General features: G+C 51.5%; 25 protein-coding genes. 12 read left to right on the top strand and 13 right to left on the bottom strand.

The genetic code is table 11. From position 1 onward, the window contains the following. Nucleotides 1–80: 80 nt before the first annotated feature. Together ACS5NO_RS11710 and ACS5NO_RS11705 are read right to left on the bottom strand one after the other, a co-directional pair. Nucleotides 81–2609, bottom strand: a complete 2529-nt coding sequence (locus ACS5NO_RS11710) for an ATP-dependent Clp protease ATP-binding subunit (protein WP_114404827.1) — start codon at nt 2607–2609, stop codon at nt 81–83. Between the two features lie 65 nt (nt 2610–2674). Continuing rightward, the gene (locus ACS5NO_RS11705) at nt 2675–3328 is read right to left on the bottom strand and encodes a WbqC family protein (protein WP_439415321.1); all 654 of its coding nucleotides are present in this window, start codon (nt 3326–3328) and stop codon (nt 2675–2677) included. A 115-nt stretch (nt 3329–3443) separates the two neighbouring features. Between ACS5NO_RS11705 and ACS5NO_RS11700 the strand changes: the two genes are divergently transcribed. Beyond that, nucleotides 3444–4319: a lysophospholipid acyltransferase family protein gene (locus ACS5NO_RS11700; RefSeq protein ID WP_439415320.1), complete on the top strand. Its 876-nt coding sequence runs from the start codon at nt 3444–3446 to the stop codon at nt 4317–4319. Between the two features lie 302 nt (nt 4320–4621). Here ACS5NO_RS11700 and ACS5NO_RS11695 read toward each other — a convergent pair whose 3' ends face one another. The 7 genes from ACS5NO_RS11695 to ACS5NO_RS11665 all read right to left on the bottom strand — a co-directional run bounded on the left by ACS5NO_RS11695 (nt 4622) and on the right by ACS5NO_RS11665 (nt 11607). After that, entirely contained in the window at nt 4622–5656 is a 1035-nt protein-coding gene (locus tag ACS5NO_RS11695; protein ID WP_439415319.1) for a hypothetical protein, read from the bottom strand. A gap of 228 nt (nt 5657–5884) precedes the next feature. Next, nucleotides 5885–6505, bottom strand: a complete 621-nt coding sequence (locus tag ACS5NO_RS11690; protein ID WP_439415318.1) for an L-threonylcarbamoyladenylate synthase — start codon at nt 6503–6505, stop codon at nt 5885–5887. Nucleotides 6506–6675: 170 nt separating this feature from the next. Further along, nucleotides 6676–7722, bottom strand: coding sequence for a glycosyltransferase family 2 protein (locus ACS5NO_RS11685; RefSeq protein ID WP_439415317.1), 1047 nt, complete (start codon nt 7720–7722; stop codon nt 6676–6678). Between the two features lie 258 nt (nt 7723–7980). Then, the gene (locus ACS5NO_RS11680) at nt 7981–8934 is read right to left on the bottom strand and encodes a YihY/virulence factor BrkB family protein (RefSeq protein ID WP_439415316.1); all 954 of its coding nucleotides are present in this window, start codon (nt 8932–8934) and stop codon (nt 7981–7983) included. A 26-nt stretch (nt 8935–8960) separates the two neighbouring features. Next, a complete protein-coding gene (locus tag ACS5NO_RS11675; RefSeq protein ID WP_150875074.1) occupies nt 8961–9380 on the bottom strand; it encodes an acyl-CoA thioesterase in 420 nt (139 codons plus the stop codon). A 76-nt stretch (nt 9381–9456) separates the two neighbouring features. Continuing rightward, nucleotides 9457–10494 carry an endolytic transglycosylase MltG gene (gene mltG / locus ACS5NO_RS11670; RefSeq protein ID WP_439415315.1) on the bottom strand — a complete coding sequence of 346 codons (1038 nt, stop codon included), beginning with the start codon at nt 10492–10494 and terminating at the stop codon, nt 9457–9459. Nucleotides 10495–10536: 42 nt separating this feature from the next. Next, nucleotides 10537–11607, bottom strand: coding sequence for an Ldh family oxidoreductase (locus ACS5NO_RS11665; protein WP_439415314.1), 1071 nt, complete (start codon nt 11605–11607; stop codon nt 10537–10539). Between the two features lie 175 nt (nt 11608–11782). Here ACS5NO_RS11665 and ACS5NO_RS11660 point away from each other — a divergent pair, with 175 nt between their 5' ends. From ACS5NO_RS11660 to ACS5NO_RS11625, 8 genes are all read left to right on the top strand, one after another. Beyond that, complete coding sequence (locus ACS5NO_RS11660; protein WP_439415313.1) at nt 11783–13402, top strand: DUF4139 domain-containing protein; 1620 nt, start codon at nt 11783–11785, stop codon at nt 13400–13402. A 132-nt stretch (nt 13403–13534) separates the two neighbouring features. Next, nucleotides 13535–14128, top strand: coding sequence for a hypothetical protein (locus ACS5NO_RS11655; protein ID WP_439415312.1), 594 nt, complete (start codon nt 13535–13537; stop codon nt 14126–14128). 196 nt (nt 14129–14324) lie between these two features. After that, nucleotides 14325–15563, top strand: a complete 1239-nt coding sequence (locus ACS5NO_RS11650; protein WP_439415311.1) for a 3-phosphoshikimate 1-carboxyvinyltransferase — start codon at nt 14325–14327, stop codon at nt 15561–15563. Between the two features lie 97 nt (nt 15564–15660). Next, nucleotides 15661–17205, top strand: a complete 1545-nt coding sequence (locus ACS5NO_RS11645) for an FMN-binding glutamate synthase family protein (RefSeq protein ID WP_439415310.1) — start codon at nt 15661–15663, stop codon at nt 17203–17205. A gap of 230 nt (nt 17206–17435) precedes the next feature. Beyond that, complete coding sequence (locus ACS5NO_RS11640) at nt 17436–18356, top strand: NAD-dependent epimerase/dehydratase family protein (RefSeq protein ID WP_439415309.1); 921 nt, start codon at nt 17436–17438, stop codon at nt 18354–18356. A gap of 18 nt (nt 18357–18374) precedes the next feature. Next, nucleotides 18375–18731: a DUF4180 domain-containing protein gene (locus ACS5NO_RS11635; RefSeq protein WP_439415308.1), complete on the top strand. Its 357-nt coding sequence runs from the start codon at nt 18375–18377 to the stop codon at nt 18729–18731. A 57-nt stretch (nt 18732–18788) separates the two neighbouring features. Beyond that, the gene (locus tag ACS5NO_RS11630; RefSeq protein ID WP_439415307.1) at nt 18789–19247 is read left to right on the top strand and encodes a DUF1569 domain-containing protein; all 459 of its coding nucleotides are present in this window, start codon (nt 18789–18791) and stop codon (nt 19245–19247) included. Between the two features lie 116 nt (nt 19248–19363). Continuing rightward, on the top strand, nt 19364–19783 hold the full coding sequence (locus ACS5NO_RS11625; protein ID WP_439415306.1) for a DUF4260 domain-containing protein: 420 nt from the start codon (nt 19364–19366) through the stop codon (nt 19781–19783). On the opposite strand, the gene ACS5NO_RS11620 is transcribed toward ACS5NO_RS11625, so the two are convergent. The 3 genes from ACS5NO_RS11620 to ACS5NO_RS11610 all read right to left on the bottom strand — a co-directional run bounded on the left by ACS5NO_RS11620 (nt 19719) and on the right by ACS5NO_RS11610 (nt 22177). After that, nucleotides 19719–20756, bottom strand: coding sequence for an AraC family transcriptional regulator (locus ACS5NO_RS11620; RefSeq protein ID WP_439415305.1), 1038 nt, complete (start codon nt 20754–20756; stop codon nt 19719–19721). The genes ACS5NO_RS11625 and ACS5NO_RS11620 overlap by 65 nt on opposite strands. 40 nt (nt 20757–20796) lie before the next feature. Further along, nucleotides 20797–21474 carry a hypothetical protein gene (locus ACS5NO_RS11615; protein WP_439415304.1) on the bottom strand — a complete coding sequence of 226 codons (678 nt, stop codon included), beginning with the start codon at nt 21472–21474 and terminating at the stop codon, nt 20797–20799. A gap of 187 nt (nt 21475–21661) precedes the next feature. Beyond that, nucleotides 21662–22177 carry a DUF2911 domain-containing protein gene (locus ACS5NO_RS11610; RefSeq protein ID WP_439415303.1) on the bottom strand — a complete coding sequence of 172 codons (516 nt, stop codon included), beginning with the start codon at nt 22175–22177 and terminating at the stop codon, nt 21662–21664. A 120-nt stretch (nt 22178–22297) separates the two neighbouring features. Here ACS5NO_RS11610 and ACS5NO_RS11605 point away from each other — a divergent pair, with 120 nt between their 5' ends. Beyond that, nucleotides 22298–23566: a hypothetical protein gene (locus ACS5NO_RS11605; RefSeq protein WP_439415302.1), complete on the top strand. Its 1269-nt coding sequence runs from the start codon at nt 22298–22300 to the stop codon at nt 23564–23566. Here ACS5NO_RS11605 and ACS5NO_RS11600 read toward each other — a convergent pair. Beyond that, the gene (locus tag ACS5NO_RS11600; RefSeq protein ID WP_439415301.1) at nt 23558–24307 is read right to left on the bottom strand and encodes an ABC transporter substrate-binding protein; all 750 of its coding nucleotides are present in this window, start codon (nt 24305–24307) and stop codon (nt 23558–23560) included. The two genes, ACS5NO_RS11605 and ACS5NO_RS11600, sit on opposite strands and share 9 nt — an antisense overlap. A gap of 36 nt (nt 24308–24343) precedes the next feature. Between ACS5NO_RS11600 and ACS5NO_RS11595 the strand changes: the two genes are divergently transcribed. Further along, nucleotides 24344–25075 (top strand): class I SAM-dependent methyltransferase, encoded by a 732-nt coding sequence (locus ACS5NO_RS11595; protein ID WP_439415300.1) that lies wholly within the window; start codon nt 24344–24346, stop codon nt 25073–25075. A gap of 132 nt (nt 25076–25207) precedes the next feature. Then, nucleotides 25208–26890: an ELWxxDGT repeat protein gene (locus ACS5NO_RS11590; protein WP_439415299.1), complete on the top strand. Its 1683-nt coding sequence runs from the start codon at nt 25208–25210 to the stop codon at nt 26888–26890. Nucleotides 26891–26909 lie beyond the last annotated feature (19 nt).

The following is a 26909-nucleotide window of genomic DNA, read 5'->3' as shown; positions in this document are numbered from 1 at the left end:
TTCCCATCAACATCAAAAAAAATAGGCTGAACTTGTGTCCAGCCTATTCGAAATTGTATCTTAATTGTTCTTAATTCAGCTTATTCGGTCACCTGCTCGTGCTTCTTCACGGTGATGGTCAGGTTTTCACCGTTCTCTTCATAGTCGGCCATGATCACGTCGCCTTCCTTCAGATCGCCTTTTAGAATTTCTTCCGCGACGGGATCTTCCAGGAATTTCTGGATTGCCCGGCTTAACGGACGCGCACCGTACTGGGGATCGTAACCTTTCTCCGACAGGAAGTCTTTCGCTTTTTCCGTCAGTTCGACTTTGTAGCCCAGGCTTGTAACGCGACCAAGCAGTTTGCCCAGCATCAGGTCGATGATCTTGTGAATGTCTTCGCGTTGCAGCGAGTTAAACACGATCACATCGTCCAGACGGTTCAGGAATTCCGGCGAGAACGCCTTCCGCAGGGCATTTTGAATCGTACTCTTCATGATCTCGTCCTGGTTTTCGGACTTACCACGGGTGGCAAAACCGATTCCGGAACCGAAATCTTTCAGGTCACGAACCCCGATGTTCGACGTCATGATGATGATGGTGTTCCGGAAATCAACCCGGCGACCCAAACCATCCGTCAAAATACCATCGTCGAGCACCTGCAACAGAATGTTAAACACATCCGGGTGGGCTTTTTCGATCTCATCCAGCAGAACCACGGAGTACGGTTTACGACGGATTTTTTCCGTCAACTGACCGCCTTCTTCGTAACCCACATAGCCCGGAGGAGCGCCGACCAGCCGGCTTACGCTAAATTTCTCCATGTATTCCGACATGTCGATCCGCACCAGTGCATCGTCTTTGTCGAAGAGGTAGGAAGCCAGCACTTTCGCCAGTTCCGTTTTACCAACCCCGGTTGGGCCAAGGAAGATGAACGAACCGATGGGTTTCTTCGGATCTTTCAAACCGACCCGCGTCCGCTGAATGGCTTTCACCAGTTTCTGAACCGCCTTGTCCTGACCAATCACGCGACCGGTCAATTGTTCGGCCATGTTCAGCAACTTGGCACCTTCGTTGGTGGCTACGCGGCTGGTCGGAATACCGGTCATCATGGCGACAACCTCGGCTACGTTTTCTTCCGAAACCGTATACCGTTTCTTTTTGGTTTCTTCTTCCCAGGCCAGTTTGGCGCGGTCCAGTTGATCGATCAGGCGTTTTTCCTTATCGCGAAGCTGGGCGGCTTCTTCGTATTTCTGGCTTTTCACCACCTGGTTTTTCTCCTTCTTGATGTTCTCGATGCTGTCTTCCAGCCGCAGAATATCTTCAGGAACCGAGATGTTGGAGATGTGTACGCGGGCACCCACCTCATCCAGAACGTCGATGGCTTTATCGGGCAGGAACCGGTCAGAGATATACCGCTCCGACAGTTTTACGGCCGCTTCCACCGCTTCCTGGGTGTAGTTGACGTGGTGGTGGTCTTCGTACTTGTCCTTGATGTTGTTCAGGATCTCGATGGTTTCTTCAACCGAGGTCGCGTCGACCATCACGACCTGGAACCGACGGGCCAAAGCACCGTCTTTCTCAATGTACTGGCGGTATTCGTCCAGCGTTGTGGCACCAATACATTGAATGTCGCCCCGCGCCAGAGCCGGTTTGAACATGTTGGAGGCATCGAGCGAACCCGAAGCGCCACCGGCACCGACAATGGTATGAAGCTCATCGATGAAGAGAATCACTTCCGGCGATTTTTCCAGTTCGTTCATGACCGCTTTCATGCGTTCTTCAAACTGACCGCGGTATTTGGTACCGGCGACTAACGACGCCAGATCCAGGGTTACCACGCGTTTGCCAAACAGCACCCGCGATACTTTTTTCTGAACGATCCGCAGGGCCAGCCCTTCTGCGATGGCGGTTTTACCAACGCCGGGCTCACCAATCAAAATCGGGTTGTTCTTTTTCCGGCGGCTCAGAATCTGGGCGACGCGTTCAATTTCTTTTTCACGGCCAACAATCGGGTCAAGTTTGCCCAATTCGGCGAGTTTGGTTAGGTCACGTCCGAAGTTGTCCAAAACCGGCGTTCTCGACTTTTCAGACCCTTTCGGATCTTTTCCCGACCCGGAGCTGCTGCTACCGAACATACCGCGGTCGTTGTCGTCGTCGTCCGTTTCGGGGCCCATATGCGGACGTGTACCGGAGGATTGATATTCCAGCATTTCCTTTATTACCTCGTAGTTGACATTAAATTTGTTCAAAATCTGGGTGGCCACATTGTCCTCATCACGAAGAATCGACAGGAGCAGATGCTCGGTGCCAATCAGCGGACTCTTGAAGATTTTTGCTTCCAGGTACGTGATCTTGAGTACTTTTTCAGACTGACGGGTGAGTGGTATATTGGCCAGATTTTTGACATTGTTGGTTGCGGTTCCTTTGGTTGCCTGCTCGATCGTCACGCGCAGTTCATCCAGAGAAATGCCCAATTTTTTCAATAACCCAACGGCTACCCCTTCGCCTTCCCGAATCATACCCAGCAGCAGATGCTCTGTACCTATGTAGTCATGACCCAGACGCAGGGCTTCCTCTCTGCTGAGCGAGATAACTTCTTTAACTCGGTTCGAAAATTTAGCTTCCATTCGCTTAGGGTTGTATCGTACTTAGTTGCGTCTTTTCGTATTAACGAAAAATTTTTCGGTATTGTTCACGAGTTGAGAGACTGCTTTAAGACGTCGGTGGCGGCTGTTCCCTGGCAGAAAATCAAATCCAGAATGCTAAGGTCAGGTACAAATACATTGCCAAAGTTCTGCTGGTACGAAACCGGGCGGTAAAACCTGCCATTTTGTTCATCGTTCCAATCGGCAATTTGGCTATGAGCGTCTAAAATTTCGCTACTGACCTGTTTTTCAAAGACTTTTGTCATCGACAGCGTCTTTTGCCAACGCAGCCATTTCAGACACAATGTCAGCAGTTCGAGATTCAGGTCAAACAGAAAGACCCATTTTCTGCGAAATACTGCTTCAAGTTCATCAGCATAATACTCAAAAAAAGGAGCTTTGCTGTAAGCCGTCACCAAACATCGCCAGTGACGATCGGTCCAGGCCTGGCGGTCATCGATCCGCACGTCACGAATCGATTGCTTATGCGTACCATTGCGTACCGGAACCGTCAGTCGGTCGATGCCATTTGCCGTCAGGACATAACACCGATTTCTGTAACTTTGCTTTCCATAATGCTCGGCTGCTTCCAGCCAAACGGTATCGAAGGGTAAGAGGGCGGTGAAATAGGTCAGGCTGGGCAGATAGTGCAATTCAATCCGAATTCCCTGACTTAATTGACCAACGTGGTACTTTTCCAATATACTCGACGCGTTGATAGCACCAAATAAATGAATTTCGTATTGAACAAGCAAACGGTTTCGCAAAATTTTAATTTGGAGGTAAGGTTTTGCGAATCGGATTATCCATTTTCGAATGTCACTCTCTTTTTTTCGTTTCCTTTCCCGGGTCCCGATTGCCGCCCTGTATGTGGTTTCCGACGTTTTGTTCTATTTGCTGGCATACGTTATCCGCTATCGTAAGACAGTGATCGACACCAATCTAAAACGCTCATTTCCCGAAAAATCGGATACGGAACGCCGGCAGATCGCTAAAAAATTTTACCGCAACTTCGCAGATGTGTTGGTGGAGACGTTCAAATTGCCGGGCCTGTCAGCCAACGAGCTACAAAAACGGGTGCTGTTCACCAACAAGGAGCTGGTACAGGACAAACTGGCCCAGGGACAGGCGGTTTTGATCATGGCTTCGCACCAATGCAACTGGGAATGGGCGCCATCCGCATCCGTTGTGAATGGCATGCCCGCCGATGCCGTTTACAAAAAGCTGGCCAATCCGGCTTCGGAGCGGTTGGTTCATTACATTCGTTCGAGCTTCGGAGCCAAACCGGTGCCTATGAAAGCCCTGCTCCGCCAGATGGTAATTCGGCGGAACGACCCTCGGCTGATTGCCCTCGTCGCCGATCAGATTCCCGACCAGCCCGAATACGGCTACTGGACGTCCTTCATGAATCAGGAAACGCCGTTTTATCCCGGCACCGAGCGGCTTGCCCGGAGTTTTGGCTTGCCGGTTTTCTACATTGAAATGCAACGCGTCCGGCGGGGTTACTACGCCATGACGTTCTATCCCATCGCCGAACCGCCGTATCCGGCCTTACCGGAAGGAGACATCCTGAACCGATACCGCGACCTCCTGGAAAGCACAATACGGAAAGCCCCCTCCGACTGGCTGTGGTCGCACAAACGCTGGAAGCACCAACGCGACAAGTACGTAAAGACGCAGGTGAAGTGGTAAGAAATGAGCTTCTAAGAAGCCTGAAAGGCTTGCATTCATTAACCCCGGGCATCGCCCGGGGCTGCCAGAATAATAGCCTCCCGCAGACCAGCAAAGCCTGAAAGGCTTACATTCATTAACTCCGGGCATCGCCCGGGGCTGCCAGAATAATGGCCTCCCGCAGATCAGTAAAGCCTGAAAGGCTTGCATTCATTAACCCCGGGCATCGCCAGCCCAACGATCATCATGGAGGACAGGGAAAGCCCCGGGCGATGCCCGGGGTTAATGAATGTAAGCCTTTCAGGCTTTGCTGGGAATAGTATTTATTGATATTGGATGTAGAGCGGTTTAGGATCGAGCGCCAGTACTTCTGCCGGTTCCATGACGTGCGGGGTTTTGTGATTTGAGCGATGATCGACCTTTTTCTTGTCGTTGTAGTAAAACAATTTGAAACCGGTGTACTGCACGGGTTCTTTTACAATATAATCGCGGTACGAATCGATTTTCAGGGAAGGTGGCCCCCAGCCATCCATGTCGATCACAATGGACACCCGCGGATCGAGCTTGATGTTCTTGTAGTTGGTAACCATGCGTTGCGTAAACCGGTGAACCACCAGCACCTTCGGCGGGATATTGTTTTCCTTCACCACCCGGCTTAAAAACTGCACGGCATCATTGATGTCAGCCGCATCGTAGGTCCCGATTTTGGTTCCCGGACGGGCACCTGTCTTCATGGAGAACTCGGGGTCGATGCCGAGATGAACATAGGGCAGTTTCAGGTATTTTTCGAGAAAAGCCAGTTCGCCTTTCAAATCCGCCAGACCAACCTGGATGTCCAGAAACACAATTGCGCCGTGCTGGGCACCCCAGCTAATCACTTTACGAATCGTTTTGTCACTCATCCGCAACCGGTATTTGCCGTCTTTCTGGGGGGTTCCCTGGGCAGAAATGGCCACCAGATGGAGTGCCTTCTGAATCGGTTTCGACGGATCGGCTTTTTGCCAGCGTTCCGCTTCCCGATCCAGTTTCTGCAACATTTCCTTCCGGGGAAACTCACCCAAAATGCCCATTCTCTTGGAATGTGGGTTGCCGTAAAAGGCCAGAATTCGGTGTTTCGGCAGCAGCGTGTCGGGTAAGGTACCAGCAAATTGCAGGGTGTCGGCTTTTAAAGGGTCTTTTTCTGTCGTATCAACCGCTACTGCCGCGGTTGGGGTTGGGGCTGGAACCGAGTCCGTTACCGGAGCCGGGGTTTGAACCGCCGTGCTGTCGGATTTTTTCGTTTCGTCCCCGCTTCCGTTGCTGCCAGAACAGCCAGTTAATGCGTTGAATTGAATAAGAATTGAAGTTATTGCAACCAATTTCCATGCCGTTCGGCACGACTTACACCCTCCGTTTACCACTGTGCTTTGATGAATAAATGTGAACTATTATGTACCTGCGAACTTCAATCCGGAGGCCCTTTAAAATTAAATACAGATTAAAAATCTATAGATGCACCAAAAATAGAAACTCTGTTGTAAATCGGAAGGGTAAATCTGAAAATAATGAGTAACAGGTGCTTTTTTCTGCCCAATCTAAAAAAATAGTTACTCCTCGACTTCTCCCAGCCCCCGGCGGACAATTTCAAAGTCATCGGTGGTGGCATCGATAATGGTCGAGGGAATGTTTCCGCCTATCCCCCCGTCGATAACCAGGTCAACCAGGTGTTGAAACCGCTCGAAAATGATTTCCGGATCGGTGATATACTGGACAATGTCATCATCGTCTTTGATAGTTGTCGTAATGATGGGGTTGCCCAGTTCCTTCACGATGGCCCGCGGAATACTGTGGTCCGGAATCCGAATCCCCACCGTCCGCTTATTGGTGTGCAGGATTTTCGGCACGCGGTGGCTCACATCAAGGATGAAGGTGTAGGGTCCCGGCAGCAAACGTTTCATCATTTTGAAAGCCAGGTTGCTGACTTTGGCATAATCGGCAATGTGGCTTAAATCGTGACAGATAAACGAAAAATCATTTTTCTGCGGTTTGATACCTTTCATCCGGGCGATGCGCTCGATGGCCCGGGTATTGTGAATGTCACAACCCAGTCCATAAATCGTGTCGGTTGGGTAGATGATAACGCCCCCATTACGCAGGACATCAACAACATGGCGGATTTTTCGCTCTTCAGGCGTATCGGGGTGAATCCGTAAAAACTCGGCTGACATAGGTTCAATGGCTTATTGGCTTAACTAACCTGGCGCATTTTGGTTGCAAATAACAAGGTCAGAAGACAAAAGAGAAGAGATGTAGGAATAAAGATCGAAACCAGGCCCTCCAATTCTCTTTGCTCTTCCGTCTCGTCTCCATTTTCACCCATCCTTCCACTGAATGCTTGTCAAACCAATAACCGAACATCACCCTTAGCGATCTGGCGGTTTTGCTGCCATTCGGCATACCGCCGGTAAAGCGTATTGACCGGAATGTGCCATTTACAAAGGCGCAAAATCAAGGAAGTCTGAAAGTCGGGCTTTTCAATAAATTCCAGCAGATCTTTAAACCGGAACGCCAATTCAAACTGCTCGGCGTAAAAGCACTGCCGGATAAACCAGCGAATCCGCTTGGCCAACGCCTGGTATTCTTCCGTTGTCTGGCATTGATCGAAGGCCTTGTAACACACTTTCAGCGTAGAACTCAGCAGGGAATTCTGCCGGTCGGTAAACAAAGTCGACAGAGAATGACGAACCATTCGTTTGCTCGTCAACACTTCGTCCTGGTAGTAATAGCGATAATTCCGGGCGGTTCGCACCCAGAAATCGAAGTCCTCATAACTCAACGATTCGTCGTAACCACCCAGACTTTCCAGTACATCTTTCCGCATCATCATGGTTGGCGTAGAGACGAAATAGGAAGCGAGTATTTCCTTGAACACCCAGCCCGAAGGCACATTGATGGTAGACAAGCCGCTGGCATCGATGGGATAATGGTAGCCCGTTAATCGACCGTCTTCATCAATGTAGGCGGCATTGCTAAAGATAACCGCGTAATCCCCCGCCAGCCGCTCGAAACCGGCCACCTGCCGGGCAATGCGTTCGCGGTGCATCACATCATCGGCCGACAGATCAATGACATACTTGCCTTTGGCCAGTTTCAGGCCCTGGTTGAACGCCCGGCAAATGCCCAGGTTCTCGGTATTGCGAATCAACTGAATTTGGGGATATTTTTGCCGGAGGTCTTCAATCCGATCGACCGACTGATCGCTGCTGTGGTTATCGATCACAATCAGTTCAACCATGGGATACGTCTGGTCCAGTACGGATCGAAGTGACTCGCTAATAAACCGTTCGTGGTTGTAACTGGTACAGATTACCGATACCAGCGGCCTGAGCGACGACAGGTAATCCGCCAGCAGGCCCTGGGATTCCACGACAAGGGTTTCAGTCATAATGATGATGAAGATAGGTAATTACCGGACAAAGAGACCGTAACTCTTTATGCAACAATAGTATGGATTATTCAAACCATAAATGCAACATTTTTTAGCAAACGGTGAGCGGATAGAATGCAAGTTCGCGAAACCGCATACTAAGTATTCGGCGGAACTGGCACGGTTTTTATACTGATTTTCAGCAAGAAACAGTCAGAGTGCTTGCCGAGAGCTTGGCTTCTGATTATTTTGGGTTAGGGTTATTGTAAATGCTCTCTAAGCGGTTTGGGGAGCATTTATTGTTTTCTCCCCTACCTGCGGGTTTTTGTCGCCCTCCAGTTGATACAGAGCCACATTCAGATCAAAGCCAATAATCAGCAGCAGGCAGACCAGATTGATCCAGATCATCAGCACGATGAGGGTCCCGATGGAACCGTACAGCTTGTTATAGGAGCCGAAATTGGAGACGTAAAACGAAAAACCGTAAGTGGTCAGCACCACCAGCACGGAAGCAATGATACAACCGGGATTAACGAATTTCCACTTCATGTCGATGTCGGGCGCAAACTTGTAGATCATCGAAATGGCGGCAACAAAAACCGCGAAAACCACCAGATACCGGGCGATGTTCAGAAGCGTAGTTACCACCACATTATCCAGAATCCTGATGTGCATCAGATAGTCCGTTAATACGCCCCCGACGACCAGACCGGCAATGGCCAGAAACAGGGCTAAGGCCAGCATGATGGTTAACCCCAGGGCAATCAGCCGGGTTTTGAAAAAACCGCGCCGTTCACCGGTTTTGTGCGACGAGTTAAAGGCCATCATCAGCGACAGAATCCCGTTGGTGGCTGCATAGAGGGCGAGCAGAAAACCAAACGACAGAACGTTGCTCCGCGGTCGGCTGATGATGTCGTAAATCGTCGTTTTAACGGTTTCGTATGTCGAAGCCGGCAATACCTGCGAGAAAAAATCCATTACCTGCCCTTCCAGATTCGGGATCGGTATCATCGGAATCAGGGTAAACAGAAAGATGATCGCCGGAAAAACTGCCAGAATCAGGCTGAAAGCCACCGACGCAGCCCGCTCACTGGTGTCGTTGTCGGTCACTTTCGGAATAAAGGATTTGAGAAAATCAAACCAGTTCTGCCGCGAATCAAAGGCCTGGTGCTTTTGCAGGTAGATAATAACCCGTTGAACCGAATTATACCGCATCAATTTTTCCAACATGATGAAGATTCGTTACTGGACGAAAATTAAACCGTCGTTTCAAAAAAAGGTTTGAGTTTTTCGTTGAGTTCAGCCGGCGATTTGGTCAGCCGGCCCGTGACCGTCATCATAAAAACCAGTGTGGTTTCGCCCGTGTTCAGGTGCTCGCCATTCTGGTTGTAAATATCATAGTGAAAAACAATCCGCACACCGGGCATTTCCTGAATCGACACGCGGATCGTCAGCAGATCGTCATATCGCGCCGGGCGCAAATACCGCGACCGGTTTTCATACACGGGCATCATCACGCCCGACGCTTCCATTTCCTTGTAATGAAATCCCAGACTCCGCAAGGCCTCCACCCGACCGATTTCGTAATACCGGGCGTAATTACCGTAATATACATACCCCATCTGGTCGGTGTCGGCATACCGCACTCGAATGGGTGGAACGTCGTAGGTGAACATTTTTTCTTAGACAAGAGAGGTGAGACTTCGTGGTTTTTTCTAATCTTTTTTCTCTTGTCTCACCTCTTTATTCTTCTTATTTCATAATCCCCCGCTTGTTCAACTCCGCATGGTAAATCCGGGCGTTGTTGATGTGCTCTTCGTAGGTTTTGGCAAAAGTATGGTACCCGGAAAAATCACTTTTCGCGACAAAATACAGGTAATCGTGGTTTTCATGATTCAACACTGCATCGATCGAACTGAGCGTCGGCAGGTTAATCGGCCCTGGCGGCAAGCCTTTAAACCGGTAGGTATTGTACGGCGAATCAATGAGCTTGTGAACGTTCAGCACCCGGCGAATGGTGAAATCACGGTGGGCAAAAACCAGGGTCGGGTCGGCTTCCAGCAGCATCCCTTTTTGCAGACGATTCCAGTATACACCGGCTACGCGCGGTTTTTCATCGGTCTTTTTGCTTTCCGATTCCACGATGGACGCCAGTGTCTGTACCTGGGTTTGGGTCAGCCCCATGTTCTTTGCCTTTTGCTGGCGCTCCGGCGTCCAGAATTTCTTGTATTCTTTCCCCATCCGATCCAGAAAATTCGTGGCACTGGTGGTCCAGAAAAATTCATAGGTATTCGGCAGGAACATGCACATGATGGTCGTGGTGTCGAAACCGTATCGTTCACACACCGTCGGGTCTTTCAGCAGCGAGTCCAGGGGTTGCGGGCCGAATTCGAATTTGCTGCCCAGTTTGGCAATCAGTTCGTCTTTCAACCGGATGTTATTGAACGTAAGCTTCATCGGATCCTGAGCACCCGACCGCAGTTTCCGAATCGCGTCCTGGTTGCTCATCTCCTTTTTGATCACATATCGGCCATTTTTCACATTGTCGGTATATTTCATGAAACGGGCCAGAAACCGGAACGACATTTTATCGTGCACTACATCGTGGGCATCAAGCGAATCCATGACGGTTTTGAACGTCGCCCCACGTGGGATGAACAACTCAAAATCCTTGTCGTTTTCACCCACCTGCAAATTGGGCGTTTTGAAAATCTGCCACCCGTAAAATGAAAAGGTGGCCAGTAAAACCGATGCAATAATCAGAATTGCCGTTACAACTGTGCGGGACATACAAGTAATTGTTGGGGCTACAAAGGTAGTAAGGAAGGTGTTCTAATCCCATTGCAATCCAAACCGCTCCGCCAGTTCGCGCAAACTCTGCATCACCGGTTCAATTAGCGGTAATCCGTTCGCACCGCGCTCGGCTTCCCAATCCCGTTCTGGGTCGCCGGGGATGAGCACCTGCTTACCTTCCACGGCGCGGGCGTTGCGGAACGCGCCAATCCAGTTGTCCATGTGCTGCTTGAATTCATCGGCGGGTCGGAACGCGTCGATGCGCATGGCACCGAAAAAGTGACCGGTTCCGGCCCCAACGCCTTCCTGAGCGGCCATGAAACCGGCAGTGGCAAAGGGCGGCACCCAGGGACCGTAATTGGCGCCCGACAACACGCCGGAAAAAATATCGACAATGGCTCCCAACCCGTAGCCCTTGTGACTGCCGTGTTCACGGTCGGAACCCAGCGGCAACAAAGCGCCACCGTTTTTGATCGGATTCGAATCCGTCGATGCCTGGCCCTGCGCATCCTGTGCCCAACCCAGCGGGGCTTCCTGGCCTTTCCGCTGAAGGATCTCCATCTTTCCGTAGGCGACAGCGGTTGAAGCAAAGTCGGCAACGAAAGGCGGTTGGGTCAGGGCGGGCACGGCCACCGCAATCGGATTGGTTCCCAGCAATTTATCGAGTGAAAACGTGGGGGCTACGAGCGGAGCGGCATTGGTCATGGTCATCCCGATCATATCGTGTTCGAGGGCCAGCATGGCGTGATATCCGGCAATGCCGAAGTGATTGGAATTCCGGACGGCCACCCAGCCCGTGCCGGCCACCCGCGCTTTTTCAATAGCAATCTGCATCGCTTTCGGCCCGACGACCAGCCCAACACCCCGGTCGCCATCCACCACCGCCGTCGACGGCGTTTCGTGAACGACCTGAATCGATGGCGTCGGATTCAACCGGCCGTGATCATACAGACGGACATACCCCGCCAGCCGGGCTACGCCGTGCGAATCGACCCCGCGAAGATCAGCCTGGACCAAAACCGTGGTCGCCAGGTCGGCGTCGGCGTCGGAAAAGCCTATTTTCAGAAAAACCTGTTTGGTAAATGCCTTAAGTTGGTGAACTGGAATCATTTGAGTAGCGGTAACAACCGGAAATTTGCGTCCGGTATGGCGGTTTTTACGAACTATTCGCTAAATCGAAACCGCATCGGCCCGACTTTTTTTTGCAAAAATAGCCGACAGACTAAACGAAACCGCTCCGAACGGTATCTATATTCTCGATTCACCATTTTCCCCTCATCGCTCCATGAAAATAATCCTCTTTGCCATAACGATCAGCCTGTGGGTTTCGACCGCCAAAGCGCAGGAAGACGAACAGCGGGTCAGCTCGACCATTCAGCACGTTACGGTTTTTCTGAACCGTGCCCAGATCAACGCCCAGGCCCGCGCCACGCTCATTCCGGGAACAACTCGGCTGATCATCGAGAATGCCTCGGCCCAAACCGATCCGCAAAGTATTCAGGTCAGCGGCAAAGGTGATGCCACCATCCAGGGCGTACAGTTCCGAACCAATTTTCTGACCAAAGTAACCAAACCGGCGTCGTTGCAACGCCTGGAAGATTCCCTGCGCATCGCCCGCGACACTTTCGACGGCCTGAATCTGCAAAAAGAAGTGCTCGAAAACGAAAAGAAAATGGTGCTGGCCAATCAGAAAGTGGGGGCCGAAAAAGGGACGGTGGTCGATGATGTCGAAGACATGGCCGATTTTTTCCGCACGCGGCTGACCGACATCGGCAAAAAATTGCTGGCCCTTGAAAAACTGGTGAAAATCCAGAAAGAAAAAGTAGACCGGCTCGAAGGACAGGTCAAAGAGCAGAATGTCAAACGCGAGCGGCCCATTGGTGAAATCGAAGTGACGCTGTCGGCCAAAGCCCGAACCACCGTGGATCTGGACGTGAGTTACGTGGTGGACAATGCCGGCTGGGTGCCGTTTTACGACATCCGGGTTCGCGACACGAAAAGCCCGGCGACGCTGGCGTACAAAGCCAACGTGTACCAGAATACCGGTTTCGACTGGCAGAACGTCCGGCTGACGCTTTCGACCTCCAACCCAGCCTTGCCCGGCACACAACCGCAGTTGGAAACGCAGTTTGTCAGCTTTTACGAACCCCGACCCATCCCGGCGATGGCACCCGCTCAGGTCAAAATGCAAATGCGAAAAGCCGATGCGGGTGCGGGTGGCGCGGCCCGGGAAGAATCTGCCCCAGCCGCCGACCTGGCCACCACCGCCGATTTTACGCAGGTCAGCGAGCAGCCGACGAGTGTCAATTTTGAAATCGCCACGCCCTATACCATTTTGTCCAATAACCGCCCGCAGGTAGTTGCCATTCAAACCGGCGAGGTTCCGGCAACTTATCGCTATACGGCCACGCCAAAAGTCGATTCGGACGCCTTTCTGATTGCCACCCTGTCGGGCTGGGAAAAACTGAATCTGCTAAACGGAACCGCCCGGACGTATTTTGAAGGAACCTATGTCGGTGAATCACAGGTGAATTTACAGCAGGCCGGTGACACGCTGACGCTGGGACTGGGTCGTGATAAGAAAATCATCGTGAAACGAGAAAAAACGCAGGATTTCAGTAGCCGCAAGGGCCTGAGTTCGTCCGTTCGCGATTCATACAGCTACAAGATTACCGCACGCAATACCAAATCCGAACCGGTCAATCTGACGCTTTACGACCAGATTCCGGTTTCGACCGACAACCGGATTGAAGTTGAACTGGACGACAGCGCCGGAGCGGAACGCAACACAGAAACCGGTCGGCTGACCTGGAATCTGTCGCTCAAACCAAACGAAAGCCGGGATTTGCTGTTTAAATACACGATTAAATACCCCAAAGGGAAACAGCTTGTCAATGCCCAGTAACTAACCGCAAAATCGCCATGAAACCTCACCATGAAACCTGTTAGGTCTTGGAGACCTAACAGGTTTTACAGGCGAAAGCTCAAATTTGGCACGACTATGGGTATTTTTTCTCGAATTCAACGTTTAGAGAATATGATCCATCGTCTGCACCTCACGATCTCTTTTCTGCTTCTTGCTTACGCCATTCAGGCACAGAGCGATACGCTTTCTGTTGACTCGCTGATGATCAAACAGAAGTCGCCGTATGTGGCGATGATCAGGCCGGGGCAGAAATACCTGGCGCTGGATGTCATGGGGCGACTCGGCGGTTTTCATCGCTACCGGTATTTCCCGAATGAAGAAATCAAGTTCCGGTATAAGGGCAAAAAATACCGCGAACCAGTCTACGGGGTTACGGACTCGACCCTGATGCTGATTCTGGAAGATCCGAATACGTTTTTGCCCGAAACCGTCCATTTTCGGATCGATCAGATTGAAAAGGTGTACGTCAACCGCCAGATTCCATTCATCACGCAGGGCACCTATCTCTTCCCCATTGCCGGTACACTTTTTTTCATGGCCGATGTCATTAATCTTTCCAGAAGCGAAAAGAAACTGGCGGCCGATTCCCGCGCCTTAAAAGCCCCCGCCGTCATGATCGCGCTGGGTGCCATTTGCTACAAAATGAGCTATCCCCGCTACCGCATCAATAAAAACCACCGGCTGAAAGTACTGGAAACGTATTGATAATCAGTTTAATGGAAAGTACAATATCGAACATTGAATGTTGAATAACGAATAACGAAGTTGGGCACAGGAGCACTTTCGTTATTCGCTATTCAATATTCGATATTCGATATTCATTCCTCATTGTTCAGGATTCATTGTTCATTATCCATTCTCTGCACTAGTTTTGCGGAATATTAACCAATCGACTTCTGATTTGAACGCTGTACGTCTGACACCTCCTGCCGGGTCCGTCCGGGCCACGATTCCGCTGGCTTCTTCCAAAAGCGAAAGCAACCGCGCCCTGATTATCAATGCCCTGGCTCATTTTCGGGGCACTTTACACAACGTTTCGGCGGCCCGTGACTCGCAGACGATGATCCGGCTGTTGCAATCGGATGATCCGGTGGCCGACGTGCTGGATGCCGGAACGACCATGCGGTTTCTGACGGCCTATTTTGCGGTAACGGGTCAACACAAAACACTGACCGGAACGCCCCGCATGTGTGAACGGCCCATCGGCATTCTGGTCGATGCCCTCCGCGCGCTCGGTGCCGACATCGACTACCTGAAAAACGAAGGTTTCCCGCCCATTGCGACGAAAGGATTTTCGGGCAACGGCAATAGCCGTCTGGCGATCCGGGGAGATGTGAGCAGCCAGTATATTTCGGCCCTGCTGATGGTAGCACCCACCCTGCCCGATGGCCTGACGCTCGAACTGACCGGTGACATTGGTTCCCGCCCCTACATTGAAATGACCCTGCGACAAATGGAACACTTTGGTGTTCAGACGGTTGCCGACTGGACAAATAAAACCATCACCGTGCCGCCAACGCCCTATACACCCGCTGATTACACGATTGAATCCGACTGGTCGGGCGCGAGTTACTGGTTCAGTATGCTGGCACTGGCTGAAGACGAATCCTCAGAAATCGAATTACTGGGTCTGAAAGAAGCGTCGTTGCAGGGCGATAGTGCCATTGTTGACATCATGCGCCCCCTCGGTGTCGAAAGTACGTTCAACGCTACGGGTGTTGTTTTGACCAAAACTCAGGCACAACCGTCGCTGGCTTGGGACTTTACGGACTGCCCCGATCTGGCCCAGACCGTGGCGGTTTGCTGCGCCGTCAAAGGCATTCCGCTCACGCTGACCGGTGTGGAAAGCCTGAAAATCAAAGAAACCGACCGCATTTTTGCTCTCCAAACCGAACTCCGGAAAATCGGTGCCGAACTGGTGGAAGTAGAAAAAAATACCCGGTATGAAGTTCGGAAAACGGCCGTAATCGATGCCATTCCGACCTTCGACACCTACGACGATCACCGCATGGCGATGGCCTTTGCGCCCGTATCGATGCGTCAGGAAGTGGTGATTGAAGAACCGGGTGTGGTAGCCAAATCGTACCCCTCGTTCTGGGACGATATGGCGCGGGTGGCTGGTGTCCAGTTCGAGAAATAACCCATCGGTCTGAAGGGGCATGGTGAAAAGTCGCGATGGCGTGGGAGACCTTAGCGGTTTTGCGTACTTTTACTGCACTCACTGAACCTTGATACTGTTGGATTCTATTCTCGCGTTTTTGGGCAGCATTCCCTGGTGGGGATGGCTGCTGATCGGCCTGTTTCTGGTCGCCCTCTACGACATTACTCAGAAAAAACACACGATTCGGCACAACTTTCCGGTGGTCGGCAACATCCGGTATTTTCTGGAAAGTTTCGGCCCGGAACTGCGGCAATACATCGTGGCTAATAACCGTGAAGAACTGCCCTTTAACCGGCAGCAACGGGCCTGGATCTATTCTTCGGCAAAGCAGGAGAACAATTTTCAGGGGTTTGGCACCGATCAGGACATTACCAGTGCCGGGTATATTTTCATCAACCCGGCACTGCTTCCCCTCAAACTGGCACCCGACAACCCCAATTACAACAACCCCTACACGGCTCCGGGGGCCAAAGTGATCGGGCTTTTTCACAAACGCCGGAAACCGTATCACCCACCTTCCATTGTCAACATCAGCGGCATGAGCTTCGGGTCGTTGTCGGCAACCGCCATCGAATCGCTGAACAAAGGCGCCAAAAAATTCGGCTGCTACCACAATACCGGCGAGGGCGGATTGTCGCCCTATCACAAATTCGGCGCGGATGTGGTCGTTAACATCGGCACGTCCTATTTCGGCGTCCGGGATAACAATGGCAATTTTGTCATGGAAAAACTGGTGAAGTTGGTCGAGACCAATCCGTTTGTCCGGATGCTGGAACTGAAACTGTCGCAAGGCGCGAAACCGGGCAAAGGGGGTGTGTTGCCAGCCGCTAAAATCAGCGCCGAAATTGCCGAAATCCGTCATGTCGAAATAGGCAAGGACGTCATTTCCCCGGCTTCACACAGTGCGTTTTCCGACATTCCGACGATGGTGGCTTTCATCGAGTCGATGGCGGCCGAAACCGGTCTGCCGGTGGGCATCAAGTCGGCGGTGGGCAAACTTGAGCAGTGGCATGAGCTGGCCGACTACATGCTGGAAACCGGAAAAGGCCCGGATTTTATTACGATCGACGGTGGTGAAGGCGGCACCGGCGCGGCACCTCCCTCCTTTGCCGACCACGTTTCGCTGCCTTTCGTCTACGGGTTTTCAAAAGTTTACCAGATTTTTCAGAAACGCGGCTTAACCAGTCGCATCACTTTCATTGCTTCCGGCAAATTGGGGCTGCCTGAGTCGGCGATCATGGCGTTTGCGATGGGAGCCGACCTCGTGAATGTGGGCCGGGAAGCGATGCTGTCCATCGGCTGCATTCAGGCCCAGATTTGCCACACAAACCGCTGTCCGTCAGGTGTTGCCACGCAAAGCAAATGGCTGCAGTCTGGGATCGACCCGACCTTGAAAAGCGAGCGGTTTTACAACTACATCAAGACGCTGACCAAAGAAATCCTGGAAATTTCGCATGCTGCGGGCTACGAACACCCCTGCCAGTTTACGATGGAGGACGTCGATCTGGCCATGGGCGACAACAACCGAATTCAGCCACTGTGCGATGCCTACGGCTATACGAAGGATGTGGTTCCGTTTACGTCCATTGCGGATTTGCTGAAGATCCGAACCAGCCAATGAAAATCAAATTTACCGCAAAACAAGCCAGCTGGATTTTGCTGATTGCCTGTGGTATCGTTGCAAGCCTGACTTTACACCTTTACGAAACGTCTTGGGGTGTCGTTTACGGAACCAGAGCCAGCGAGTAAACAAAACGATCGGCGCAATTAGTCAGTCGGATTTTCGTTTTTCGTCATCTTCTCCCTGCCTTTTTTGCCGGACCTTTGATCTGTATTTAACCAGAAAAGAAAATGCAAACGATACTAGGCTCAGGAGGTACCATCGGCAGCGATTTAGCAAAAGAACTTCCTGCCTTTACGGACCGAATTCGGCTGGTGAGCCGGAATCCCAAAAAAGTAAATCCGACCGACGAACTGTTTCCAGCCGACCTCACCAACCGCGATCATGTTTTTAAAACCGTGGAAGGTTCGGAGGTCGTTTACCTCACCGTAGGTTTCGAATACAGCCACAAAGTCTGGCGCGAAAAGTGGCCCGCTCTGATGCGCAACACGATCGATGCCTGTAAGAAATGGGGCGCCAAACTGGTGTTCTTCGACAACGTCTATCTCTACGATGTGAATGCCATCGGCCACATGACCGAAGAATCAACGATCAATCCCAGCAGCAAAAAAGGAAAAGTACGGGCCGAAATTGCCGCCATGCTGATGGACGAAGTGAAACAGGGTACTTTAACCGCACTCATTGCCCGGGCCGCCGATTTCTACGGCCCCAACAACGACAAAAGCGTGCTGGTGGAAACCGTCGTAAAAAACTTTCGGAAGGGAAAAGCCGCCAATTGGTTTGCCCGGCTCGACAAGGTTCACACCTTTACCTATACGCCGGATGCGGCAAAAGCCACCGCCCTGCTCGGCAATACCGCCAGTGCCTACAACCAGGTCTGGCACTTGCCTACCGACGCCACCCGCCTGACCGGTCAGCAGTGGATTGACCTGTTTGCCAAGGAGATGAACGTGAAACCGAAATCCTCCGCTCTACCCATCTGGATGATTCGCCTGGTTGGGCTTTTCGTTCCGGCCATGCGCGAATTTCCGGAAATGGCGTACCAATACGACCGGGAATACGTTTTTGATAGCAGTAAGTTTGAAAAAGCCTTTCATTTTGAGCCGACAAAACCGGCGGAAGGGGTTAAACGAACGGTGGCGAATGCATAACGAACGAAACAGCCTGGTATGAAAATTGAAACACACGAGGTTAACGGGATTCGAATGGCCGAAGTAATTTCGGACAAGGTGCTGATTACCAATCCGGAGGACGGTTTGCAACTCGTCGTCGATTTGTATTACCAGGACTTCGATCGCATGATCCTGCACGAAAAGACGATTACGCCGGATTTCTTCGATTTGAAAACCGGTCTTGCCGGCGAAATTCTCCAGAAATTCTCCAATTACCGCGTCCGGCTGGCGATCATTGGCGACTTTTCGGCGTATACCAGCAAGAGTATCAAGGACTTTATCTACGAGAGCAACCAGCGCCGACAGATCAATTTTGTTCAAACCCTAAGCGAAGCGATTGAACGATTGTCGTAAATTCGGCCCGGCGACCCGGTTGAAAGTGGCCGCAAACGGTACCTGAACCTTACGATCATGGATTTACCCAACATTTTCACCCAAGAAGTTTCCGAAAAAATCATTCAACGGATTGATCGGCTGACACCCGACACCCTGCCCCATTGGGGGAAGATGGATGTGGCGCAAATGCTGGCCCATTGCAATGTAACCTACGAATTAATCTACGAAAACATCCACAAAAAGCACAACGTTCTGATGCAGTTGGTCATCAGGGCGTTTGTCAAAAAGCGGATTGTGGGGGCAAGCCCCTACAAACGCAACCTGCCAACCGGCCCGGCTTTTTTAATAAAGGACACGCGGGATTTTGAAACGGAAAAGAACCGCTTGAAAACGTATATCCGGAAAACACAGCAACTGGGGGAAACCCATTTCGACCAGAAAGCCTCCCATTCGTTCGGGAAGTTGAACGTCAATGAGTGGAACAATATGTTTTATAAACACCTGGACCATCACCTGACCCAGTTTGGTGTCTGATTGCGTCTAGCTCAAGATAAAAATTCGTTTTTCGTCACTCCGGTTTTCACATTCGGTCACCCCCAACCCGGCTTTTTTGGTGGAACTTTGTCATACACAAAAACGCAAAGACTGCCATGAAAACGCTTTTAAAACTCGAAGAATTCGCTCAATTTACTCTCTCCATCGTGCTGTTCAGCCAGTTGCCGTTTGCCTGGTGGTGGTTTCCGGCCCTGATTCTGGTGCCGGATCTGAGCATGCTGGGGTATCTGGTCAACCCAAAAATCGGGGCTTATGCCTACAACCTGGTTCATCATAAAGCCTTCGCCATCGCCATTGGCCTATTGGGTTTGCTGCTGAACAGCCAGCCGTTGCTATTGACCGGTGTTCTGCTGTTCGGCCACGCGGCCATGGATCGGATGATGGGCTACGGCCTGAAATACCCGGATAGTTTCGAGCATACGCACCTGGGTCCGATTGGCAAAACTGCCGCTAAGCCGTCGGACGCAGCACCGCAGTCCGGAACGCACCGGGCGTCGAGCCTGTCCATTTCTTGAAAGTGCGGTAGAACACACTGGGTTCCGAAAATCCGAGGAGGTAGGCAATGTCGGTGGTGCTGAAATGGGGTTCGCGGAGGTGCCGAACGGCCAGGTCATGCCGCACTTCATCCAGCAATTGTTGGTAGGTTGCGCCCTCTTCTTTCAAATGCAACTGAAGGGTTCGAACGCCCATCGCCAGCCCATCGGCAACAGCCGACAACGCAGGTTCTTCGCCCTTCAACAGCGCGAAGATTTCCTGTTTAACCCGAACCGAAAGCGCCGGAGAAACATCGGGTTTTGTCCGTAGTTTTCCTAACAATTCGTCGGCATGTTGCTCAAATAAGCCAAACAGGCTGGGATTGGCGTTCAAAATCGGGGTTTCCAGCCAGGCAGCATCCAGCACCAGGGCGGTTTCGGCGGCATCAAATTCGACTTTCGCCGGCGCAAAAACCCGTTCGTAGTCCTGCCGGTTTTGGGGCGCCGGAAAGGCAAACCGGATTTCTTCGGCCACCACCTTTTGCCCCGTCATGGCCCGAAAAGCCGACTGGTAAACGGAAATTTCGGAGCCAAAGGTGTAGTCAGGATATTGAATGGCTTTACTCGTCAATGTCAGCGTGAGATGAAATCGTTCGCCGATCAGTCGCCCGGCGGTCAGCACCCCCTCACAGGCAATATCCTGATACTGACACAGTTTCTCGATCGCCTTGCCCAAAGTCGGGCAGTGCATCATGACGTACGACACCACACCCATCGACAACGGATTGATCAACTCGCCCACCTGCAGTGGCAAATCCGGTTCGCCGGTCGCCTGAACGGCTTCCTGCCAAAGTGCCTGCACGGCCCGAATCGGTACCCGCCCGTCGGGGTTTTGCAAAACCGCCGGATCAATACCAACGGCCTGGCACAAAGCCGACGAATCAGCGCCCCGCTGCCGGGCAGCATACAGGATCAGATTGAAAGAACCGGAAGAAAGGGTATCCTCAGTAGTCATGTCTACGAAGATACAACGGCTGACGAAATTCTTCACCCCTTCAGGGAGTTCGGGGCGTAATTTTCAGATTCGCAAAATCACCCCCGGAACCGGCTCCCACCCATAATCCGATTTTCCCATCCCGGCGGTCATTCAACTTCTTGACGACCAGGCTTGGTTTGGCGTTCTCGTTCACAAAAACGCTGACAGTTTCCTTGTCCACCACAATCCGGGCATGAAACCAGGCATTCGGATCGGGAGCCGGTTCGATAGGCTGTTCGTATTGATCCGGGAAGTCTTTGCGCAAAACCGGCCAGTCATACGTCGGAAGGGCGATATACTGAACGGCGTGGCTGTGACGAACGGGGTCAGCGGCCCGAAAATTGAACGGTCGAAAATAGATCGCATCGTAATTACGCTCGCCGGAACCGTGAAACGCGATTCCGACAAAACTGCGCTGGAGCACATCTTTGCCGCGAATGTCCAGCTCAATCGTTCCTTCACGGAACGAAATGGCGGGTAGCCACGCAACCCCTTCCTTTGAATTTTGCTTCTCTTCCAGCCGGACTCCGGGATTCGCTCCCTCCGCCAGAACCGTCAACGAACGGTTTTCAAGGGTGTAGCGGTTTTGATGCGCCAGCCCGACCAGATCCACGGTATTCTGGCCATACGTGAGGGTGCTGACCAGCAGGCATAGCGTAACGCAGGCAAATTGATTGGCAAAATGTTGCATGTTCATTGCTTATGTTGTTTAACACCCGACTGGAACCGGGCACGGCGAAAGATTCAGGCAATGGTTATCCGAACCACGGTTTTAACCGGGGCTGAATAACCACTCCTCATACGCTTCAATTAAAAATTGGGGAAGAAAAGAAAACGGTCAATCAACACCTTATGCTTGTTGTTTACCGGTTCGGTCGGCGGGACTATTTCACGTTGAAATCAACCTTCGTGTCGGCCCACACCATCGAGACATCCCCCTTCTTGGAAATGTCGATCATAAATTTTTCCTGAAAGCTTTTGGCCTTTTTCGCCGGAACCGTCACGCGTACAACATCCTCCTCTTCCTTGTAAGTAAAGGCGCCCCATTTGATGCCCTTGTTGATGATAACCGTCCAGTCTTTTTCACCGGGAATTGTAAAAAGTGCGTACTTCCCTTTGGCAACCGGTTTTCCTTCCAGCTTCACATCCTCCGAAAACTCGATGGTGGTAGTTTCGTTCGCGCCCGTCCGCCACACTTTTCCGATCGGGGCCACTTTGCCCGCCGGGTCCCAAACGCTCCGGCCTTTGACCGATGGCTGGCTGTAGTCGATGGTGATGGTTTTGCCACCCACCGTTTGTTTGGCCTGGGCGGGCGGGCTGGGGCGTTTCGACTTGTCGTCCTGGGCAAAAGTCGTCTGGGCGAGCAACAGCAATGTTGTGAAAACGAGCAATTTTTTCATATTGGTTTATGTAACTTTGGTTGTTGGAATAATGAACCGGACAAAGGTGGAAAAATCTTCCGAAAGTTGGTAGTCCGGCCCTTATTCAAGCCTGTTCAAGTTGATTCACGCTGATTGCCAATGACTACCGAAGACGATAATTTACAGCAGTGCCGCCTGTTGATCGAAGAAAAAGTGCGTTGGGGCGACAGCAGCCAGTGGCAGAACCAGGATTTTGAAGCCCTGAGCGAACGCATTTTCGACGAAACCGGCGTTTCGCTCAGCGTCAGCACCCTGAAACGCATCTGGGGCAAGGTTCGCTACGACAGTGCGCCGACGACCACGACGCTGAATACGCTCGCGCAGTTTGTGGGCTACGACAACTGGCGGGAATTCCGGAAGCAGCCGGTTCTTATCGCCGAAGAAACCGCTCCGTCCCTTCCGGTTCAAAACGCTCCCGTTCCGGTTTCCCGCCCTTACGCGATCCGTTGGCCGTGGGTCGTTGGCGTGTTCGTGGCGCTGGGATTGGCCGGAATCTGGGCATTTCAGAAGCGGGCAAAACCGTTGCACATTGGCGAAGTGACCTTCAGCAGTCGCCCGGTGGCCAAAGGACTTCCGAACACGGTTTTGTTCCAATACGATGCCACGGACTCCAACGCCGACAGTGTTTTTATCCAGCAAAGCTGGAATCCGAAACTGCGCTTTCGGGTCGATAAAGACGGGCATCAGTACGCCAGCACTTATTTTTACCCCGGTTATTTCCGCGCCAAGCTTGTGTTGAACGACTCCATTGTGAAGGAACACGATTTGTACATCAAAACCGACGGCTGGCTCGGCACCATCAACCGCGATTCGATTCCGGTTTATTTCCCGGACAAACAAATCCGGCGGAATGGCGCCATTGAGCTGACCGAAACCGATCTAACCGAACAGGGAATCATTTTTCAGAAAAGCGTTCCGAACACCAGCCTGCATTATGTGCAGCCCCTGGGTGAGTTGTCCGGCAGTACGTTCGGATTTGAAACGGAAGTAAAAAGTACGTTCAACCGCTTCGATGCCGTTTGCCAGCATGTGGGCATTATGATACTGTGTTCCAAAGGTATGCACTTTCTACAGTTGTCCCGGAAAGGTTGTGTTGGTGAATTGAATCTGTCATTTAACGGAACACACATTTCGGGAAAGACCACCGATCTCTCCGCTTTTGGCGTCGACTTTTCCGATTGGGTAACCGTTCGCTGCGAGGTAAAGGACAAACTGGCAAAGGTCTTTGTGAACGAAAAACTCGCTTACGAAGGACGGTTTCAGGAAGATGCTGGCAAGATTGTCGGACTACGGTATTATTTCCAAGGAACTGGCGCGGTGAAATCGGCCCGGTTTTACGACACTCATATCAACGCGGTTTTACAGTAGACCGAGATTCTTCCACAGTTGTTGAATATAATCAGCCGATTTCAATAACCGGCTTCCATACCAGCTAAAAACCTCCCCATCGACCAGCAATACCCGCGCAGCCGGGCAAATTTCCTGCAATTCTGTCCTGTGTTTATCCGAAAACGGATACGGTTCCGACGAAAGAAAAATCAGATCGGGTTGGGCGGTTATCAGATCGGCTTCGGTCACTTCGGGGTAGCGCGTTCGTCCCCCAAACGCATTCTGAAAACCGGCCAGTTCCAGCATCGAATGAATAAAGGTCTGGTTGGCCGCGACCATATACGGTTTTCGCCAGATGAAATACGCGACGGAAGGTCCGGAAGATTGTACCGATTTGAAATCGTAAAAAGTATCTTCGATTTGCTTTGCCAATTCCTCCCCTTTTCGGCCTTTTCCGACAAGCTCACTAACCTCCCGAATCATCGCCAGTGCATCCGGGACGGTATTGACGTCCGTGACATGAACGGGATAATGACGTTGCAATTCTTCGATTTGTTCGCGGGTATTTTCTTCTTTGTTGGCCAGAATAAAGTCCGGTTTCAGATCGTGAATTTGGTCAAGATGCAGTGTTTTTGTGCCACCAACCTTGAACTTATCTTTCACCTTTTCCGCCGGATGAATGCAGAATTTGGTAATCCCCACAATTGCCTGATCAAGCCCCAGATCAAAGAGCAGTTCGGTTTGGGAAGGAACGACGGAAATGATGCGTTGGGGTGGCATTCTTTCGTAGATTTGGGTAACAAATATCGATAATCCATGACTGACAATCCCGAAACTATTTATGATCCGGAATATATCAAATCGCTGTTCGATAAAATGTCCAAAACGTATGGACTTGCCAATTATATTTCGTCATTCGGGTTTACGGAACGCTGGCGGGCAGCCTGTCTTAACAATCTGCCTTTGATTGCACCCAACTCCGTTGGTTATGATTTAATGACCGGAATGGGCGAAGCCTGGGGCCATATTCTTCCCAAACTGAATGCAGAAGGAAAGCTGATTGCCGTTGACATTTCGCCCGTTATGATGCAAAAAGCCGCACTTCACCGCGAGAAAGTCAGAAACCGGGCGGTCGAAATGGTCCAGTGTGACGTCCTCAATAACCATTTTGAGTCGAACTCCGCTGATTTTGTTATCTCTACCTTCGGTCTGAAAACCTTTAATGATTTCCAAACAAGGGCGCTTGCCCGTGAAGTCAACCGGCTTTTAAAACCCGGCGGTTCCTTTTCATTTGTAGAAATATCAGCCCCCAAAGGCTGGATCCTGCACGCTTTATACCTCTTCTACTTGAAAAAAATCATTCCATTAATTGGCAAATTATTTCTGAATAGTGCGGACGAATACCGTATGTTGGGTGTCTATTGTCAAAAATTTGAAAACTGTCAAAAACTCGCAACTTACCTGATGAACGAAGGACTTGATGTGACGTACAAATCGTATTTTTTCGGCTGTGCTACGGGCGTAGTAGGTCGGAAAACGAAACAGTAAATTCTGGCGTTTCTCCGCTTACTCCATTCCCTTTGAGTCATCCTTCACCCGAATTGCCACAAGCTCAATTTATCTTTTAAAACCCGCTGATAATCATTACGTTTATCGTATCAACGCGTAAAGATAATCAGCATGAAACCACACTACAATCTCTTCAAATGGGTACTGGTTGCGTGCTTGGGCGGATGTGGATTGTCGGCCATCGCCCAGTTTACGGCCTTGCCGGCGTCGTACTACGTAACCCGGGTAAAAGACATTAATCCCGGTTCCGCCAATTCGTACATATCTGGTGATGGAACTACCGCCGTCGAAATGAATGGTACGGTATATTTTGCAGCCAACACGGCCGCCAATGGAACTGAACTCTGGAAAACAACCGGCACGGAAGCCAGCACGGTTTTACTAAAAAATATCAACCCCGCCGGATCGTCCAACCCGGACTGGCTCACGGAAGTCAACGGTACGATCTATTTTGTCGCCACCGGCAGTTCGGGCCGAGAGTTGTATAAATCGGACGGGACGGCGGCCGGAACGATTTTGGTCAAGGACATTCTTCCGGGCGGAGACGCCAATCCGCGCGGCCTTACGAATGTGAACGGAACACTTTTTTTCGTGGCAACCGGCGCAACAACCGGCGAGGAACTGTGGAAGTCGGACGGAACCGCGGGCGGTACGGTTTTGGTAAAAGACATCAATCCGTCGGGCAATTCGGTTCCGAATTATATGCGTAAAATGGCGGTTCTGGGAAGTACTGCCTATTTTGTGGCCGATGACGGCGTCAATGGGGAAGAACTATGGAAGTCGGACGGAACGGACGCCGGTACGGTTTTGGTCAAGAACATTCATCCCGCCGGTTCGAGCAATCTGTTCGAAATGGTAGTGATGAACGGGCTGCTGTACATGACCGCCAACGATGGCACGAACGGGACGGAACTTTGGAAATCGGACGGCACGCTGGCCGGAACGGTAATGGTCAAAAATCTGGCAGCCGGTAGCAGCAGTGGTCAGCCGCAGGATTTGGAAGTGGTGAACGCAACGCTTTTTTTCCGGGCAACAGTTGGTGGCGACACAGAACTCTGGAAATCGGACGGCACTGCGGGCGGTACGGTTTTGGTCAAAAACATCAATGCCGGGGGCGCGTCGTTTCCTTCCTATATGACACGCGTCAACAACACCCTGTATTTCACGGCCAACGACGGAATCAAAGGCACCGAACTCTGGAAATCAGACGGAACACCGGCCGGAACCGTTCAGGTAGTCGACCTCGTATTGGGGGCTGGTTCGACCACATTTTCCGGCATGAGTTCGGTCAACAACAGACTGTTTTTTCACTACCTGGAGCCGTGGAAATCAACGGGGACCGTCGCTGGCACTGCGATGCTCGACGACATCCACCCGACTGGCAATTCGGCTTCCACCGGTTTTATGGCGTTGAGCAGCACGACGGTTTTGTTCTGGGCCACCGACGGAACGTCTGGTATGGAATTGTACAAATACGCTCAATGTTACATTTGTCCGGCAGGCCGGGTGGCGGCTTCGTCAGAGGAAGTCGCTCCGACTGCTCTCCAGTTAACCCTGCTGCCCAATCCGGTGCAAAACGCGCTCACGGTCGATATTCGCGGAGCTGCCCATCAGCCAATCCAGCTTCAATTGATGAATGTGAAGGGAGAACTGATCGAAAACCGGCAAATTGCCCAGCCCCAAGCCGTCGAACGGCAGATGTTTGACGTAAGCCGCCAGCCAACGGGGATGTTGTTGCTGCGCGCCAGGGCGGGGGATCAGGAGCAAACGGTTAAGGTTTTGAAGTCGGATTGACGGTTCTATCCACCCCACC

The sequence above is a fragment of the Larkinella fluvii genome (assembly GCF_051857545.1).
Taxonomy (GTDB): Bacteria; Bacteroidota; Bacteroidia; order Cytophagales; family Spirosomataceae; genus Larkinella.
Note: the sequence above shows the minus strand (reverse complement) of the source record. Positions and strands in the feature narration are given on the sequence as shown.